General features: G+C 47.8%; 16 protein-coding genes. 12 read left to right on the top strand and 4 right to left on the bottom strand.

Annotated features, from left to right (window positions below):
* Positions 1–3: 3 nt before the first annotated feature.
* On the bottom strand, positions 4–393 hold the full coding sequence (locus ACM9J1_RS13860) for an SPOR domain-containing protein (protein ID WP_415582682.1): 390 nt from the start codon (positions 391–393) through the stop codon (positions 4–6).
* Positions 394–601: 208 nt separating this feature from the next.
* Between ACM9J1_RS13860 and ACM9J1_RS13855 the strand changes: the two genes are divergently transcribed.
* The 12 genes from ACM9J1_RS13855 to ACM9J1_RS13800 all read left to right on the top strand — a co-directional run bounded on the left by ACM9J1_RS13855 (position 602) and on the right by ACM9J1_RS13800 (position 14,577).
* Positions 602–1,936, top strand: coding sequence for a c-type cytochrome (locus ACM9J1_RS13855; RefSeq protein WP_415582681.1), 1,335 nt, complete (start codon positions 602–604; stop codon positions 1,934–1,936).
* A 30-nt stretch (positions 1,937–1,966) separates the two neighbouring features.
* Positions 1,967–5,029, top strand: coding sequence for a TAT-variant-translocated molybdopterin oxidoreductase (locus tag ACM9J1_RS13850; RefSeq protein ID WP_415582680.1), 3,063 nt, complete (start codon positions 1,967–1,969; stop codon positions 5,027–5,029).
* A gap of 23 nt (positions 5,030–5,052) precedes the next feature.
* Positions 5,053–6,459: an NrfD/PsrC family molybdoenzyme membrane anchor subunit gene (gene nrfD / locus ACM9J1_RS13845; RefSeq protein WP_415582679.1), complete on the top strand. Its 1,407-nt coding sequence runs from the start codon at positions 5,053–5,055 to the stop codon at positions 6,457–6,459.
* The gene (locus ACM9J1_RS13840; protein WP_415582678.1) at positions 6,449–6,985 is read left to right on the top strand and encodes a DUF3341 domain-containing protein; all 537 of its coding nucleotides are present in this window, start codon (positions 6,449–6,451) and stop codon (positions 6,983–6,985) included. The genes nrfD and ACM9J1_RS13840 overlap by 11 nt, the downstream gene beginning before the upstream one ends.
* Before the next feature lie 3 nt (positions 6,986–6,988).
* Positions 6,989–7,534, top strand: a complete 546-nt coding sequence (locus ACM9J1_RS13835) for a c-type cytochrome (RefSeq protein WP_415582677.1) — start codon at positions 6,989–6,991, stop codon at positions 7,532–7,534.
* 28 nt (positions 7,535–7,562) lie between these two features.
* Positions 7,563–9,098 carry a quinol:cytochrome C oxidoreductase gene (locus tag ACM9J1_RS13830; protein ID WP_415582676.1) on the top strand — a complete coding sequence of 512 codons (1,536 nt, stop codon included), beginning with the start codon at positions 7,563–7,565 and terminating at the stop codon, positions 9,096–9,098.
* A 19-nt stretch (positions 9,099–9,117) separates the two neighbouring features.
* Positions 9,118–10,308: a cytochrome c oxidase subunit II gene (locus ACM9J1_RS13825; protein ID WP_415582675.1), complete on the top strand. Its 1,191-nt coding sequence runs from the start codon at positions 9,118–9,120 to the stop codon at positions 10,306–10,308.
* A gap of 30 nt (positions 10,309–10,338) precedes the next feature.
* The gene (locus ACM9J1_RS13820) at positions 10,339–12,150 is read left to right on the top strand and encodes a cytochrome c oxidase subunit I (protein WP_415582674.1); all 1,812 of its coding nucleotides are present in this window, start codon (positions 10,339–10,341) and stop codon (positions 12,148–12,150) included.
* 137 nt (positions 12,151–12,287) lie between these two features.
* Positions 12,288–12,509 (top strand): (4Fe-4S)-binding protein, encoded by a 222-nt coding sequence (locus ACM9J1_RS13815; protein WP_415582673.1) that lies wholly within the window; start codon positions 12,288–12,290, stop codon positions 12,507–12,509.
* Positions 12,506–12,799 carry a GNAT family N-acetyltransferase gene (locus ACM9J1_RS13810; RefSeq protein WP_415582672.1) on the top strand — a complete coding sequence of 98 codons (294 nt, stop codon included), beginning with the start codon at positions 12,506–12,508 and terminating at the stop codon, positions 12,797–12,799. Before ACM9J1_RS13815 ends, ACM9J1_RS13810 begins: the two co-directional genes overlap by 4 nt.
* Positions 12,800–12,834: 35 nt before the next feature.
* Positions 12,835–13,857 (top strand): Holliday junction branch migration DNA helicase RuvB, encoded by a 1,023-nt coding sequence (gene ruvB, locus ACM9J1_RS13805; protein WP_415582671.1) that lies wholly within the window; start codon positions 12,835–12,837, stop codon positions 13,855–13,857.
* 3 nt (positions 13,858–13,860) lie between these two features.
* Positions 13,861–14,577 (top strand): glycosyltransferase family 2 protein, encoded by a 717-nt coding sequence (locus ACM9J1_RS13800; protein WP_415582669.1) that lies wholly within the window; start codon positions 13,861–13,863, stop codon positions 14,575–14,577.
* A 3-nt stretch (positions 14,578–14,580) separates the two neighbouring features.
* On the opposite strand, the gene ACM9J1_RS13795 is transcribed toward ACM9J1_RS13800, so the two are convergent.
* Genes ACM9J1_RS13795 through ACM9J1_RS13785 form a run of 3 tightly spaced genes read right to left on the bottom strand, consistent with a single transcriptional unit; the run spans position 14,581 to position 16,533 of the window.
* Positions 14,581–15,315: a sensor histidine kinase gene (locus ACM9J1_RS13795; RefSeq protein WP_415582668.1), complete on the bottom strand. Its 735-nt coding sequence runs from the start codon at positions 15,313–15,315 to the stop codon at positions 14,581–14,583.
* A complete protein-coding gene (locus ACM9J1_RS13790; RefSeq protein ID WP_415582667.1) occupies positions 15,297–15,953 on the bottom strand; it encodes a hypothetical protein in 657 nt (218 codons plus the stop codon). Before ACM9J1_RS13790 ends, ACM9J1_RS13795 begins: the two co-directional genes overlap by 19 nt.
* Complete coding sequence (locus tag ACM9J1_RS13785) at positions 15,940–16,533, bottom strand: hypothetical protein (RefSeq protein WP_415582666.1); 594 nt, start codon at positions 16,531–16,533, stop codon at positions 15,940–15,942. The genes ACM9J1_RS13790 and ACM9J1_RS13785 overlap by 14 nt, the downstream gene beginning before the upstream one ends.
* Positions 16,534–16,570 lie beyond the last annotated feature (37 nt).

The following is a 16,570-nucleotide window of genomic DNA, read 5'->3' as shown; positions in this document are numbered from 1 at the left end:
GTTTTACTTATTCGGCTTGATCAAAAGCGCGTTCGGATACTTTTTCCGAAGGTCTGACAGGCTTCGTTCGGCTTCGATTCTCGATCGGAAATTGCCGACCCAAACTTTATAAACCGGCGTGCTGAAAACAATCGTGCCATCAAGGCTTTTAAACTCTTTTTTGAAGTCGATCAGCGCTTTTTTTGCGTTTTCACTGTCGCCATTGTAAATCTGAATTTTGTAACGGTCATTTACCGTTATTGACGTATTAATCTTACGCTTTTCGGCTAACAATTGTTCGAATTTAACGTCCTGTGAGAGTGTCGTTTTGTCCTCTTGGGCAGACAAATTTTCGGCTCCGAAAACCAAAACGCCAACTGTTAAGAGTGCCGATTTCAAAGGGGAAATTTTCATAAAGCGGTGATATTTATACAAATGTACTTATTTCGATTTAACGCGCTGTTAATTTTTCTATTTAGAATAAATATAAATTGGGTTTTAAGACTATTTTAAGGTTTTGAGAATAGCGCATAGTTCGTATTTTTGTGGCAGTTTTGAAAATACTGGGCGAATTATGCCCAAAAAGTTCATATACCATTTACAGTCGATAATCATTTTAGATATGAAAAAAGTGGGAAACCATAATTCGATTTCAGGCATTTTAGCCGTTGGTTTGGCTCTGATGCTGAATTTCTCCTTAACATCTTCGGCCCAAACGGCACCAGCTGCTGCTCCGGCTCCAGTTGCTGCAGCACCGGCTGCTGCGCCTGCCGGCGGTGGCGATCCGGTGGCTGGAAAAGCGCTGTTCAATGCCAATTGTGCCGCTTGTCACAAACTTGATGACAAGGCAACAGGTCCGGCACTTCGCGGTGTCGCTGAAAGGCGTGACAAGGAGTGGCTCTACAAATGGATCCACAACAGTTCTGAAGTGATCAAGTCCGGCGACCCAACTGCCGTGGCTTTATTCAATGAGTATAACAAGGCGGTGATGACGGCTTTCCCACAGTTGTCAAACGCCGATATCGATAACATCATTGCTTACACGTCTGAACCAAAACCGGCGCCGGTGAAACCTGCGGCTGGCGGCGGAGAAGGTGGCGCTAAAGTAGAAAGCGGCGTTTCCAACAACGTGATTTTCGGTGCGCTTGCTGTGGTTATGGCCATCTTGGTGGTGATGCTTTATACCGTAAACCGCACGCTGCGCAAAATCGCCCAAAACAATGGCGTTGAAATCCCGGAGTCAACATCTGGCATGTCGGTTTGGAAAGCGTTTGCGAAGAATCAATTCCTGGTATTCGTAACTTCTGTTTTCTTGATCCTGTCCGCAGGCTATCTGTTCTACGGATGGTCTATGCAGGTTGGTGTGGATCAAGGCTACGCGCCGGTGCAGCCGATCCACTATTCGCACAGGGTTCACGCCGGCATCAACAAAATCGATTGTAAATACTGTCACTCTTCGGCCCGCGTAAGCAAAAATGCAGGCATTCCTTCGCTGAATGTTTGTATGAATTGCCATAAGAATATTTCTGCGGTTTCCGATACTACCAATACGGCAGACTATGGCAAGCCGTTCTACGATGGCGAAATCCAGAAACTTTACGATGCTGTAGGTTGGGACAAAACCGCGCAAAAATACACAGGTGTAACCAAGCCAGTGAAATGGGTGCGCATCCACAACTTGCCGGATTTTGCCTACTTCAACCACTCACAACACGTCACCGTTGCCGGTATTGAATGCCAAACTTGCCACGGTCCGGTCGAGACTTATGAAATCATGCAGCAATTCTCGCCGCTTACTATGGGCTGGTGTATCGATTGCCACCGCAAGACCGACGTGAAAATGGAAGGCAACGATTACTACAAGAAAATCCACGACGAGCTTTCCAAGAAATACGGTGTGACCAAGTTGACTGCTGCTCAAATGGGCGGCCTTGAATGCGGCAAGTGCCACTACTAATCAATTATTAAGAAGCAAATTTTATATACGATGTCATCAAACAAAAAATACTGGCAAAGTGTTGAAGAACTAAACGAAAACAGTTCTATTGTTGAGGCGCTTAAGCATAACGAGTTCGCCGAACCGATTCCGGTTGAGGAGTTTCTCGGCAACAAAGAAGGCCTGTCGTCTGCACAGACTTCGCGTCGTGACTTCCTGAAGTTCGTAGGTTTTAGTACCGCCGCCGCAACGCTCGCTGCCTGCGAAGGACCGGTTCACAAATCGATCCCTTACGTGGTGCAGCCTGAGGAAATCATTCCGGGCGTTCCTAACTTCTACGCAACGACGGTTTTCGACGGGTTCGATTTCGCAAACCTTCTGGTAAAAACACGCGAAGGACGTCCTATTAAAATTGAAAACAACACCATGCCAGGTGCACGTTTTTCGGCTAACGCAAGGGTTCATGCTTCAATCCTTTCGCTGTATGACAGCATGCGTTTGAAAAACCCGAGAATCGCTGGCAAAACCGCTTCTTGGGCCGATGTAGACGCCAAAGTAAAAGCAGGTCTTGATGCGGCAAAAACCTCTGGCGGCCAAGTGGTCATCCTTACCGGAACACTCGCCAGCCCATCTACAGAAAAACTTATCGGGGAATTCCTGTCTAAATATCCAAACGCCAAACACGTACAGTACGACGCGGTATCATGTTCAGATGCCCTCGACGCTTTTGAAGCGGCTTACGGCGAAAGGGCGTTGGTGGATTACGATTTCTCTAAAGCAAATATGATTGTTTCCATCGGTGCTGATTTCCTCGGCGATTGGCAAGGCGGTGGTTACGATGCGGGATACGCAAAAGGACGCATTCCGAAACAAGGCAAGATGTCGCGCCACATCCAAATGGAGTCGAACATGACTTTGTCTGGCGCTGCTGCAGACCGTCGCGTGGCCATGACAGCCGCCGACCAAAAACAAGCCTTGCTGAAAGTTTACAATGCCATCGTCGGTGGCGGTGTTTCTACCCGTTCCCTGGGCAAAAATGAAGATGCCGTAACCAAGGCTGCACAACAGTTGAAAGCGGCCGGTAGCAAAGGTGTTTTGGTGTCTGGTATCCAGGACAAAAATGCACAGTTGCTGGTCCTGGCCATCAACCAAGCATTGGGTAGCGAAGCCTTTACAACCGTTGGTGCGCGCCAGATCCGCAAAGGATCAAACCAAGCCGTCAGCCAATTGGTTGCCGACATGAAAGAAGGAAAAGTACACACGCTGATCATGAGCGGCGTGAACCCGGTTTACACCTTGCCGAACAGCGCAGATTTCGTGGCCGGTCTAAAAAACACAAAAATGTCCGTGGCGTTTTCGCTTAAAGAAGACGAGACGGCTTCCATCGCGACTGTGGCTGCTGCCGCACCGCACTACCTCGAGTCTTGGAATGACCATATGCTCATCAAAGGCAATTATTCCCTGACACAACCGACCATCCGCCCATTGTTCAACACGCGTCAATTCCAGGACGCGCTGATGATGTGGAACGGAAATTCCGGTAGCTTCTACGATTACATCAAAGCCAACTCGGCCGCTTATACTTCAGGTTCATCTTGGAACAAAGTATTGCACGACGGTGTGTACGAATCAGCGACCAGTGTCATCTCAGGTGCTGGAGCCGGTAACGCTGCCGCCGCTGCAACGGCGCTTTCGCAAGCCAAAGATGCTTCAGGTTTTGAGTTGAATTTGTACACCAAAACTGGTCTGGGCGACGGGCAACAAGCCAACAACCCTTGGTTGCAGGAATTCCCGGATCCGATTACCCGCGTTTCTTGGGACAACTACGTAACCGTTTCACGCGCCGACGCAGAAAAGCTCGGGATGATGAACCAGATGGTGGCCAATGGCGGTATCGACGGTTCTTACGCCGAAGTAGCCGTAAACGGTGTCAAAGTAACGCTTCCGGTAATTGTACAGCCGGGCCAAGCGGTAGGAACGTTAGGCATCGCTTTGGGTTACGGACGCAAAGCTGCCCTGAAAGAAGAAATGCAAGTAGGTGTTAACGCCTACGCTTTATACGCTGGTTTCAACAACCTGCAGTCGGCCAGCATCAAGAAGGCCGACGGCAACCACGAGTTCGCCTGCATCCAGTCGCAAAAGACATTGATGGGTCGCGGCGATATCATCAAAGAAACCACGCTCGACGACTTCAACAACAAACCGGCTGAAGAATGGAATCCGGTTCCGGTCGTGTCACTTGACCACCAGGAAGTGGCGGCTACCAAAGTTGACCTTTGGGAAAGTTTCGACCATTCAACAGGCCATCACTTTAACCTTTCGATTGACTTGAACGCTTGTACAGGTTGCGGCGCGTGCGTCATTGCTTGTCATGCGGAGAATAACGTTCCGGTAGTCGGCAAGCTCGAAATGCGCAGAAGCCGCGACATGCACTGGTTGCGCATCGACCGTTACTATTCATCGGAAACTACATTCGAAGGCGACAACCAGAAGAAAGAAGACTTCAACGGATTGTTCGGCGAGAAAGGTTCACTGGGCGGCTTCAACGAAATGGAGAATGCCAACGACAACCCACAGGTGTCTTTCCAGCCGGTGATGTGCCAGCACTGCCAGCACGCGCCATGCGAAACGGTTTGTCCGGTAGCGGCCACCTCACACGGTCGTCAAGGCCAAAACCAAATGGCTTACAACCGTTGCGTGGGTACCCGTTATTGCGCCAACAACTGTCCTTATAAAGTTCGTCGTTTCAACTGGTTCTTGTATAGCAACAACGACGAGTTCGATTTCCACATGAACGATGATTTGGGCCGTATGGTGCTGAATCCTGACGTAGTAGTACGTTCGCGCGGTGTCATGGAGAAATGTTCGATGTGTATCCAGATGACACAAGCCACAATCCTTACTGCAAAACGCGAAGGACGCGAAGTACGTGTCGATGAATTCGCTACGGCTTGTTCTGCGGCGTGTACATCAGGCTCCATCAAGTTTGGCGACGTGAACGTAAAAGAAAACGAAATCGCTAAGTTGGCGGAAGACGACAGAATGTACCACTTGCTCGAGCACGTGGGTACCAAGCCGAATGTCTTCTACCAAGTTAAAGTCAGAAACGTATAGTATTAATTAGAAACATATAAAGTATGTCATCGCACTACGAAGCACCCATCAGGAAACCGTTAGTTCTCGGGGATAAATCTTATCACGATGTAACTGTTGACATCGCCAAGCCTATCGAAGGCCGCGCGAACAAACAATGGTGGACAGTATTTTTAATCGCCTTGGCCGCTTTCCTTTGGGGCGTCGGCTGTATCATCTACACCATTTCTACCGGTATCGGTACTTGGGGTTTGAACAGGACGGTAAACTGGGCGTGGGACATCACCAACTTCGTTTGGTGGGTTGGTATCGGTCACGCGGGAACGCTGATTTCTGCCGTACTCTTGTTGTTTCGTCAGCGTTGGAGAATGGCGATTAACCGTTCTGCGGAAGCGATGACAATCTTCTCGGTCGTTCAGGCCGGTTTGTTTCCGGTCATCCACATGGGTCGCCCATGGGTAGGCTATTGGGTACTCCCGATCCCGAACCAATTTGGTTCTTTGTGGGTAAACTTCAACTCTCCACTTCTCTGGGACGTATTTGCGATTTCAACTTACCTTTCTGTATCACTCGTGTTTTGGTGGACTGGCCTTTTGCCGGACTTCGCGATGATTCGCGACCGCGCCGTAACACCTTTTACAAAAAGGGTTTACAACATTTTATCATTCGGTTGGACGGGCCGCGCCAAAGACTGGCAGCGTTTTGAGGAAGTTTCCCTCGTACTTGCCGGTTTGGCCACACCACTCGTACTTTCTGTACACACAATTGTATCCATGGACTTCGCCACCTCGGTGATTCCAGGATGGCATACGACCATCTTCCCGCCATATTTCGTTGCCGGTGCAGTATTCTCAGGATTTGCCATGGTGAACACACTCCTTATCGTTATGCGTAAGGTTTGTCAGATGGAAGATTATATCACATTACAGCACATCGAATTGATGAACATCATCATCATGATTACCGGTTCAATCGTTGGTGTTGCCTACATCACCGAGTTGTTTATCGCATGGTATTCGGGCGTCGAGTATGAGCAGTACGCATTCTTAAACAGGGCAACGGGTCCTTATTGGTGGGCGTATTGGTCGATGATGACTTGTAACGTGTTCTCGCCGCAGTTTATGTGGTTCAAGAAGCTTCGTACGAGCATCATGTTCTCTTTCATTATTTCGATTGTCGTAAACATTGGGATGTGGTTCGAGCGTTTCGTGATCATCGTAACCTCTTTGCACCGCGATTACCTGCCGTCTGCATGGACGATGTTCCAGCCGACTTTTGTTGACATCGGCATCTTCATTGGCACCATCGGATTCTTCTTCGTTTTGTTCCTCTTGTACTCCCGGACATTCCCGGTTATTGCACAAGCGGAAGTGAAAACCATCTTGAAGACTTCTGGAGAATATTATAAAAAACACAGAGAAGCTAATACACACGAAGGACATGGACACTAACAAAGTAATATATGCCATTTACAATGATGATGAAGTCTTGATGGATGCGGTAAAGCAAACCCGCGCCGCGCATCATCATATTGAAGAAGTATATACCCCATTCCCGGTACACGGGCTTGACAAAGCCATGGGATTGGCGCCTACAAGGATCGCGATTTGCGCATTCTTGTTCGGCTTGACCGGTCTTTCTACCGCCATCTGGATGATGAACAACATCATGATCGTGGATTGGCCACAGGACATCGGTGGTAAGCCAAGTTTCTCGTACTACCAAAACATGCCGGCTTTTGTTCCGGTTATGTTCGAGATGACCGTATTTTTCGCCGCGCACTTGATGGTGATCACGTTCTATCTGCGCAGCAAACTTTGGCCGTTCAAAAAGGCTGAAAATCCTGATGTCAGGACTACAGATGATCATTTCCTTATGGAAGTTTCCGTAGCCGGTAATGAAGACGATATGGTGTCTTTTTTCAAGAACACGGGCGCCGTTGAAGTGAAAGTAATCGAAAAGCACGAAAAGCATTAATATATGAAAAGCGTTTATAAAATAGCCTTTATTGCCTTAGCCGGCGTTGCGGTTTCATCCTGCTTCAACAAGAAGCAGCCAAACTACCAGTACATGCCGCAGATGTATGAATCGGTTGGATATGAGACGTATTCAGAATCTGATGCTTTTGCACGTGGCGGCGTTGAGGCGCAGTTGCCTCCGAAGGGCACGGTAAAACGCGGCTTCGAGGTGTACGAATATGAGAATTCGACCGCTGGATATGAATTGGCCAAAGCCAACCTGAAATCGCCACTAGATTCATTGGCTTACGATGAAGAGAAAGCGAAAGACCTGTATGTCATTTATTGTGGTATTTGCCACGGTGACAAAGGTGACGGAAAAGGCCAACTCGTGAAAAACGAGAAATACCTTGGCGTTCCAAGCTACAAAGACCGCCCGATTACGGAAGGCAGTGTATTCCACGTACAAACCTACGGCTTGAATGCAATGGGTTCATACGCCAACCAACTCAGTACGAAGGAACGCTGGATGGTGGCGAAGTATGTTATGAAACTCAAAGCCGAATAATTGTAAAACAAACTGAATTAGATTAGCCATGTATACATTTTCGAGTAAATTAAAAACATTTTCTATCATCCTGATGGTCTTGGGCCTGCTCGGGATTGGATATGGTTTTTTAACTGCACCAAAGACAATTCAGGATGTTGAAAAGATTCTGGCCGAACAGGAATCGCACCACGGTGGCGGTCATGGCGATGCCCATAAAGCACAAGGACATGAAGCTGCCGGACATGAAGCCGCAGCCCATGAGGAAGCGCCAAAGGCTGAAAGCCATGAAGCGGTTGTTCCAACAACGCCTATCGTAGAAAAAGAAAAAGATACTGTACATAAAGATACGATTGCTGTGGTGACCGATATGGCTCATGCCGCGCCTGCAGCAACAGAAGCAGCACCTGCCGAGGATGCCCATCACAAAAAGGCGGAAGCCCATGATGCGCATGCTGAGCACGAAAAGCATTTGACCCACGTTTTGCACCAGTTGCAGAACAAACCTTGGGCAGCTTTCTATGTTGCTTGCATCTTCTTCATGTTGATTTCATTGGGCGTACTCGCATTCTATGCTATTCAGCAATGTGCGCAAGCGGGCTGGTCTCCGGTGTTGTTCCGCGTGATGCAAGGCATTACAGCTTATCTTCCGGTTGCATCGGTCATTTTCCTGGTGTTCCTGATTTTGTCGATGAGCCACATGAACCACATCTTCCCATGGATGGCCGAAGGTGTTACCGATCCGAAAAGTCCTAATTACGATCACATGATCGCTGGCAAGTCAGGTTATCTGAACCCAGTATTCTGGATCATCCGCGCGGTGATTTTCCTCGCAGGCTGGAACCTTTATCGTTACTTGTCAAGGAAAAACTGCTTGGCGCAAGACGAATCAACAGACGACAGCTTCTACAAGAAGAATTTCAAATTGTCGGCCGGGTTCCTCGTGTTCTTTATCGTTTCGGAATCAATCATGTCTTGGGACTGGATCATGTCTGTTGACCCGCACTGGTTCTCCACACTCTTTGGCTGGTATGTATTTGCGAGTTTCATCGTAAGCGCCGTAACCGTGATTTGTATGGTCACGTTGTATTTGAAATCACGCGGTTACCTGGAGCATGTCAACACGAGCCACATTCATGACTTGGCGAAATTCATGTTCGGCTTCTCGGTATTCTGGACGTACTTGTGGTTCTCACAATTCATGTTGATCTGGTACGCGAATATTCCTGAAGAAGTCACCTATTTCGTCACCCGTATCAATGACTTTACCCTGCCATTTTGGTTGGCGCTCGTGATGAACTTCGTATTCCCGATCCTGATCCTCATCAACACAGATTTCAAACGCGTAAGCTGGATTTTGATCACTGCCGCTATGTTTATTTTGGGTGGCCACTATCTGGATTTCTTCAACATGATCATGCCGTCAACTGTTGGCACACAATGGTTCATCGGTTTTGCCGAGATTGGTTCGGTATTGTTCTTCCTGGGCTTGTTCATCATCGTCGTCTTTACGGCATTGACCAAAGCGCCACTGGTACCAAAACGCAACCCGTTTATCGAGGAAAGTAAACATTTTCATTATTAATATTTAAAGCAAGAAACAGATGACAAGTTTGTTGGTAATTATAGTTTTAGTTTTATTGGCTGTTGCAGTGTGGCAGCTGACTAAAATCTTTGACCTGACTCAGATTAGTAGTGGAAATGCGGGCAACGATACACAAGTGGCCAGTGACAAGGACAATAATTTACAGGGTTACCTGATGTTTGCCTTCCTTGGCTTCATTTACATCATCATGATTTACTGCTGCGTGAAGTATGGTCATTTTCCGTTGATGTCTGATTCGGCATCGTCACACGGGCCGGAAGTGGATCGCCTCATGTGGATTTCAATGGTGATTATTTTCATCGTCCAAATCATCACACAGGCACTTTTGCACTATTTCTCGTTTAAGTATCGTGGTCGCGAAGGGCAACAAGCGTTGTATTTTGCAGACAACGACAAACTTGAGTTCATCTGGTCTGTCATTCCGGCGATCGTTTTGGCTGGTTTGATTTTGTACGGGTTGTATGCTTGGACAAACATTATGTTCGTGGACGAAGAGAAAGAAGATGTGATGATTGTTGAAGTTTACGCCAAACAATTTAGCTGGGAAGCACGCTATGCCGGAGACGACAACGTACTTGGGAAAGCGAATGTCCGCTACATCGAAGGAATCAATACGTTAGGTGTAGATTTGGCCGATCCGAATGCTCAAGACGACGTTCAAGCCACAGAACTCCACTTGCCTAAAGGAAAAAGAATCGTATTTAAACTCAGGTCGCAGGACGTACTGCACTCATTCTACTTGCCGCACTTCCGCGCACAGATGAACTGTGTACCGGGTATGGTTACAGAGTTTTCTTTCATCCCGACGGTCACCACTGCTGAAATGCGTGAAAAGCCGGCAATGATCGAAAAAGTGGCGCACATCAACGAGTTGCGTTCGAAGAGAAGTGCTGCGCTTATCGCGGAAGGCAAAACCGGACTCGACCCTTATACATTTGATTTCATCGTGGCTTGTAATAAAATCTGTGGTGCGTCGCACTACAACATGCAGATGAAAGTCGTGGTGGACACACCAGAAGATTTCAAGAAGTGGATGGCTTCGCAAAAAACGCTTGCCGCCAAAGTGAAAGAAGACAAAGCGGGCGCTGAAGAAAAAGAGGCTGCACCGGCAGGCGAAAAACCGGCACCGGCTAAAGCAAACGATACAACAGCGGCTACGAAACCAGAAATGGTTGTCGCGTCGAAATAATAAATAAGAAAATCTAAAAGATAATAAGATATGTCAGCTCACGATCACGACCACGCACACGACCACGCACACGGACACGACGATCACGCACATCACCATAAAGATACTTTCATCACAAAGTACATCTTTAGTATCGACCATAAGATGATTGCCAAGCAATACCTCATTACGGGTATTATCATGGGTGTCATTGGAGTTGGGATGTCAATGCTCTTTAGGATGCAGTTGGCGTGGCCAGAAGAGTCTTTTAAAGTATTTAGTTTTCTCCTCGGGGAAAAGCACGCTCCGGGCGGCGTCATGAACAACGACATGTATTTGGCTTTGGTGACCATCCACGGTACGATCATGGTATTCTTCGTGTTAACAGCCGGTTTGAGCGGTACGTTCAGTAACCTCTTGATTCCGTTGCAGATTGGTGCACGAGACATGGCCTCGGGCTTTATGAACATGATTTCCTATTGGTTGTTCTTCTTGTCATCCGTAGTAATGGTTTGCTCCCTATTTGTGGAAGCAGGTCCCGCATCGGCAGGTTGGACGATTTATCCACCATTGAGTGCGTTGCCACAAGCGATTCCAGGTTCTGGCGCGGGTATGACTTTATGGTTGACATCGATGGCCATATTCATCGCTTCGTCTTTGATGGGTTCATTGAACTATGTTGTAACCGTGATTAACCTTCGTACAAAAGGCATGTCCATGACGCGTCTTCCGTTGACGGTTTGGGCATTTTTCATCACGGCTGTTATCGGTATCTTGTCGTTCCCTGTCTTGTTATCTGCGGCTTTGTTGCTCTTGATGGACCGTAGTTTTGGAACGTCATTCTTCTTGTCAGACATCTATTTGGCGGGTGAAGTATTGCACTACCAAGGCGGTTCGCCGGTATTGTTCGAACACTTGTTCTGGTTCCTCGGACACCCGGAAGTTTATATCGTTATCTTGCCAGCGATGGGCTTGGTATCAGAAATCATGGCCACCAACGCCCGTAAGCCGATCTTTGGTTACCGCGCGATGATCATGTCAATTCTTGCCATCGCATTCTTGTCCACGATTGTTTGGGGCCACCACATGTTCATGTCTGGTATGAACCCATTCCTTGGATCAGTATTTACGTTCACGACGCTCTTGATTGCGATTCCGTCGGCGGTAAAAGCCTTTAACTGGATTACGACCTTGTGGAAAGGCAACCTGCAAATGAACCCGGCAATGTTGTTCTCGATTGGTTTCGTATCGACATTCATCACCGGTGGTTTGACAGGTATTATCTTGGGCGACTCTACCCTCGACATCAACGTACACGACACTTACTTTGTCGTAGCGCACTTCCACTTGGTAATGGGTATTTCTGCCCTTTACGGCATGTTCGCGGGCATTTACCATTGGTTCCCTAAAATGTATGGCCGTATGCTCAACAAGAATATGGGTTATGCGCACTTCTGGGTAACAACGGTTTGTGCGTATGGTGTATTCTTCCCGATGCACTTTATCGGGATGGCCGGTCTGCCGCGCCGTTATTACACCAATACAAACTTCCCGTTGTTTGATGATCTGCAGGATGTAAACGTCTTGATTACGATGTTTGCCTTGTTCGGAGGCGTGTTCCAGGTGGTTTTCCTTTGGAACTTCTTCAGCAGCATTTTCATCGGTAAGAAGACCGTTCAAAACCCTTGGAAGTCAAATACGCTGGAATGGACAGCGCCAATCAAGCATATCCACGGCAACTGGGAAGGCGAAATCCCGACCGTACACCGTTGGCCATACGATTACAGCAAACCTGGCCACGACGAAGATTTTGTGCCGCAGGACGTGCCATTTAAACCAGGTGAAGAAGTCATGCACCACTAATACAAAATGCCTCCAACGCGGAGGCATTTTTGTTTTGTGTGGTTTTACCGTAGCGTAACCATTCAAGTTTTTGTAAATTTAAAACCTCAGAGGTTTTCAAAACCTCTGAGGTTTATCACGAACAAAAATTTATAAAGATGGAAACCAAAGAATACACTAACGGTGAAGTAACCATTGTTTGGAATGCATCCTTGTGCACCCATTCCGCCAATTGCGCCCGCGGGTTGGCCAGCGTATTCAAGCCGCGAGAAAAGCCGTGGGTTGATCCTCACGGAGCTACGACCGAAGAAATCGTCCATCAGGTAAGGCGATGTCCGTCGGGCGCGCTTACCACTTATCTTAACACAGAGAAGCCATGACGGACGAATTCAAGATCAACGAGACAAAGCATCGGTTTGAGCTCACTGCACAAGGGCATGTGGCGTTCATCGAATACATCCTCAACAAAGAAGACATAATGTTCCTGACACATACTGAAGTGCCGCCCGCACTCGAGGGCAAAGGCGTGGGCAGCAGCATCGTGCGTCAGGCTTTGGAATATATCAAGGGAAAGAATTACACGCTTGCGCCGTTGTGCCCGTTCGTCGCGGCATACTTGCGCAAGCATCCGGAGTGGCAGTCTTTGCTCGCGCGCGGATACAAAGTTTAACGCCGAAACGAATTGCTTTTGGCTATATTTGCCACATGAACGAAAACCTCGATCCTACCAACGAAAGGTTTACGCCCGAAGAACTTGATATCGAAAGGAAGCTCAGGCCACTGAGTTTCGATGATTTTTCTGGGCAGGATCATGTATTAGACAACCTTAAAGTGTTTGTCGCCGCAGCCAATCATCGCGGCGAAGCGCTGGACCACGCTTTGTTTCATGGCCCACCCGGATTGGGGAAAACCACCTTGGCCAATATCTTGGCGAATGAACTGGGTGTCGGGATCAAAATTACGTCCGGCCCGGTGCTGGACAAACCCGGCGATTTGGCCGGATTGCTCACCAACCTTGACGAGCGCGACGTTTTGTTTATCGACGAAATCCACAGGTTGAGTCCGGTCGTGGAAGAATATCTTTACTCGGCGATGGAAGATTTCAAGATCGACATCATGATCGAGTCTGGGCCAAATGCCCGCTCGGTGCAAATCAACCTCAATCCGTTTACGTTGGTTGGTGCTACAACACGTTCAGGCTTGCTTACCGCGCCGATGCGCGCCCGTTTCGGGATTTCTTCCCGATTGGAATACTACAACACCGAGTTGCTGACGACCATTGTGCAGCGTTCGTCGTCCATCATCAAAATGCCCATCACGATGGAAGCGGCCATCGAAATCGCCGGCCGCAGTCGTGGTACGCCGCGTATCGCCAATGCCTTGTTGCGTCGCGTGCGGGATTTCGCCCAGATTAAGGGCAATGGCAAAATCGATATCGAAATTGCGCGGTATGCACTCAAAGCCTTGAATGTAGATGCGCACGGGCTCGATGAAATGGACAACAAAATCCTTGTCACGATCATCGACAAATTCAAAGGCGGTCCGGTTGGTTTGTCAACGCTGGCTACCGCTGTCTCTGAAAGCGCCGAAACCATCGAAGAAGTTTATGAGCCGTTCCTGATCCAGGAAGGATTCATCATTCGCACGCCGCGCGGCCGCGAAGTCACCGAAAAGGCCTACAAACATTTGGGCAAGGTCAATTACAACAGCCAGCAAGGATTATTTTAACGCATGGGTGAAATCTCGAAGTTATCGATTGTGATTCCGGCGTTTAACGAAGGCCCGACCATTCACCGTATTCTCGACAAGGTGAAAGACGTGGTGCTGGTCGGCGATTTGTCCAAGGAAATCATCGTCGTCAACGATTTCAGCACCGATGATACCGAGGAAAGCATCCACCGCTACATGGGCCAGCATCCGTCGCTAGACATCCAATACTACAAACACGAATACAATCAGGGGAAGGGCGCCGCGCTGCATACCGGAATTGCTGCCGCGACAGGTGATGTCATCGTGGTTCAGGATGCCGACTTGGAATACGATCCGCAGGAATACAACATTTTGTTGAAGCCGATTCTCGAAGGCCACGCCGATGTAGTGTACGGAAGCCGCTTTATGGGTGGGAAGCCGCACCGCATCTTGTTTTTCTGGCACAGCATCGGGAATAAATTCCTGACGTTTTTGAGCAACATGTTCACCAACCTGAACCTGACCGACATGGAAACTTGTTACAAAATGTTCAGGTCCGAAGTCCTGAAGTCTGTACAACTTTCCGAAAAGCGCTTTGGTTTTGAACCTGAAGTGACCGCGAAGATTTCAAAAATCCCGAAAATCCGCATTTACGAAGTCGGCATCAGCTACTATGGCCGAACGTTCGAAGAAGGCAAGAAAATCAACTGGAAGGACGGTTTTCGCGCCATTTACTGCATCCTGAAATACGGTCTTTAGCAGTTACGATCTTCCAATTGGGGCAGACAGCGTAATAGACGTGCCATTGACGGACTTTAAATGGAAACGGCCCGAGATTTCGTCCATTCTTTTCTTCATGTTGTGCAAACCGTTGCCGTTACCGCTGTTTTGCAAACCGTTGCCGTCGTCGGTAATCTCGATGGCCAGCCAATCGTCGGATACGTCGATGGCGATGACGACCGTGTTGGCTTTTGCGTGTTTCAAGATGTTGGTGAGCGCTTCCTTGACCACAAGAAACACATTTTTCCGAAACAGCGCACTGACGTAGTCGTCGGTGTAATGGCGCGGATCGGTGACCGTAAGATGGATTCCCGTCAATTCAAAAAATTGCGTGGCGTACCAACGGATGTAATCTGAAAGATTATGCAGCGAGTCTTTTGTTTCGTCCAGACTCCAAATCACCATCCGGATCTGCTGCGAAATGTGCCGCGCTGTTCCTGCAATTCTCGCGATGGCTTCTTCACGGTCTATTTCAGGTAGTTTTTTTTGCATAATCAAATCAGCAATAAGTGCAATGCTGTTCAAATTGCCACCGAGTTCATCGTGCAAATCGCGGATAATCCGCTCGCGCTCGGCATTGATGCTCATCACGCGGTCAAGTTCTTCCTGGATTTTCCGTTTCCGGAATTGGAAAATGAAATAGAACAAACCCGAGATCATCGTGATGACAATCAGGAAGGAAAGGATGAGGAATATGTTTATTTCCGTCTTGTCCATATCATTCCAAAAGAGAAGATTGCATACATCAGGATATTCAGTAGCAACATGACCACGTAGTAGGTCCTGAACTCATCCGGAAACTTCTCGAGAAAATAATTATACAAACCAAAGAACGGGAAAGTACACAAGTAAAACAACAGCAGCCCCGAGCAAATCCAAAACTCCAGTTCGTTGGTAAAATTCAGGATGCGCTTGGAATGGACCAGACCGTTGAAATACATTAGAATGAAAATCAATAAAATCAGGTTGCCCATCGTGTAAGACAACGAAATGAACGTGGTAGTCGTGTCATAAAAAACCAGCCATTCCATCACGAGCGACAACATGAAAAGAACCGAACCAACAGCAATCCACAACCGCGTTTTTTGCCCTGCGAAATGTCTCCACAGGAACCAGTAAAAGAAAAGGAATTCAATAGGAATCACGAAGTATGCGTACCAGTTGCGGGTGTAATCGAGTAGCCGCGCATTGTCGAAGTATCGCCCGACGTACTCTGCGAACACAATGAACAGGAAATAGAGCGGCAGCGTCTTTTGCTGGATTGGCGCACTTCGTTTAAAACTGTACACCGCCGAAATCAATGCAATGAATTCAGCGATGTACAATATATACCTTATGCCCTTAAGGGTTAACATCTTGCGGAGTGACATAAGCGAACATCGAACCTTCCGCATTTTCGGGTGGAACTAGCGCACCGTGATTCCTTTTAACTCCTGAGAACAGGAAGTTTTTCCCTTCAAGCTCGAAGTCTTTGCGAAATACGGTGTCGCCACCAAATTTTTCTTGGTCGACTTTCGGGATTTGGACATCGACGGTCGGAACAAAAAACAGACAGTGCTTTCCCTTATAATCCGGGTCGAAGTCAAAGTGGCTTAAAGACTGGTCAGGATATCTTCCGTAATAAATCCGGATGCCTAGTGGTCCAGGAGTTTGATTTACTTGTTGTTGTCTCCGCGCCTTACATATAAACGCTTCAATTTCGGCTACGGAAAACCATGAGGAGCGACTGTCTCCTTTATCCTTATCTGAAGTTGGGTCTTCGCGCAGCTGCGATTGGTAGGTATAGGCGAGTAATGCGGCTTGGGTCTTAGAAATCGCTACATTTTCGTCCATTGTACATTCATCGGTTTGCTGTGGCTGGCAATTGCTTACAATCAGTGCAATAGCAACGGCATTGGCTACCAATGACAGCCGTAGTTTTGTTTTTGTTTCCATGATTTCTTGTTTTGGTGATTAACTAAATGTACTTAAA

Source organism: Flavobacterium longum (assembly GCF_965137575.1).
GTDB lineage: Bacteria > Bacteroidota > Bacteroidia > Flavobacteriales > Flavobacteriaceae > Flavobacterium > Flavobacterium longum.
The sequence above is the reverse complement of the archived record's forward strand: the minus strand, read 5'-3'. Positions and strand labels throughout refer to the sequence as shown.

What these genes read in the sequence shown, in the direction of transcription:
- nrfD (WP_415582679.1), top strand. Translation starts at nt 5,053, where the DNA reads ATGTCATCGCACTACGAAGCACCCATCAGGAAACCGTTAGTTCTCGGG.
- ACM9J1_RS13830 (WP_415582676.1), top strand. Translation starts at nt 7,563, where the DNA reads ATGTATACATTTTCGAGTAAATTAAAAACATTTTCTATCATCCTGATG.
- ACM9J1_RS13850 (WP_415582680.1), top strand. Translation starts at nt 1,967, where the DNA reads ATGTCATCAAACAAAAAATACTGGCAAAGTGTTGAAGAACTAAACGAA.
- ACM9J1_RS13820 (WP_415582674.1), top strand. Translation starts at nt 10,339, where the DNA reads ATGTCAGCTCACGATCACGACCACGCACACGACCACGCACACGGACAC.
- ACM9J1_RS13825 (WP_415582675.1), top strand. Translation starts at nt 9,118, where the DNA reads ATGACAAGTTTGTTGGTAATTATAGTTTTAGTTTTATTGGCTGTTGCA.
- ruvB (WP_415582671.1), top strand. Translation starts at nt 12,835, where the DNA reads ATGAACGAAAACCTCGATCCTACCAACGAAAGGTTTACGCCCGAAGAA.
- ACM9J1_RS13810 (WP_415582672.1), top strand. Translation starts at nt 12,506, where the DNA reads ATGACGGACGAATTCAAGATCAACGAGACAAAGCATCGGTTTGAGCTC.
- ACM9J1_RS13840 (WP_415582678.1), top strand. Translation starts at nt 6,449, where the DNA reads ATGGACACTAACAAAGTAATATATGCCATTTACAATGATGATGAAGTC.
- ACM9J1_RS13855 (WP_415582681.1), top strand. Translation starts at nt 602, where the DNA reads ATGAAAAAAGTGGGAAACCATAATTCGATTTCAGGCATTTTAGCCGTT.
- ACM9J1_RS13815 (WP_415582673.1), top strand. Translation starts at nt 12,288, where the DNA reads ATGGAAACCAAAGAATACACTAACGGTGAAGTAACCATTGTTTGGAAT.
- ACM9J1_RS13785 (WP_415582666.1), bottom strand. Translation starts at nt 16,533, where the DNA reads ATGGAAACAAAAACAAAACTACGGCTGTCATTGGTAGCCAATGCCGTT.
- ACM9J1_RS13860 (WP_415582682.1), bottom strand. Translation starts at nt 393, where the DNA reads ATGAAAATTTCCCCTTTGAAATCGGCACTCTTAACAGTTGGCGTTTTG.
- ACM9J1_RS13835 (WP_415582677.1), top strand. Translation starts at nt 6,989, where the DNA reads ATGAAAAGCGTTTATAAAATAGCCTTTATTGCCTTAGCCGGCGTTGCG.
- ACM9J1_RS13790 (WP_415582667.1), bottom strand. Translation starts at nt 15,953, where the DNA reads ATGTTAACCCTTAAGGGCATAAGGTATATATTGTACATCGCTGAATTC.
- ACM9J1_RS13795 (WP_415582668.1), bottom strand. Translation starts at nt 15,315, where the DNA reads ATGGACAAGACGGAAATAAACATATTCCTCATCCTTTCCTTCCTGATT.
- ACM9J1_RS13800 (WP_415582669.1), top strand. Translation starts at nt 13,861, where the DNA reads ATGGGTGAAATCTCGAAGTTATCGATTGTGATTCCGGCGTTTAACGAA.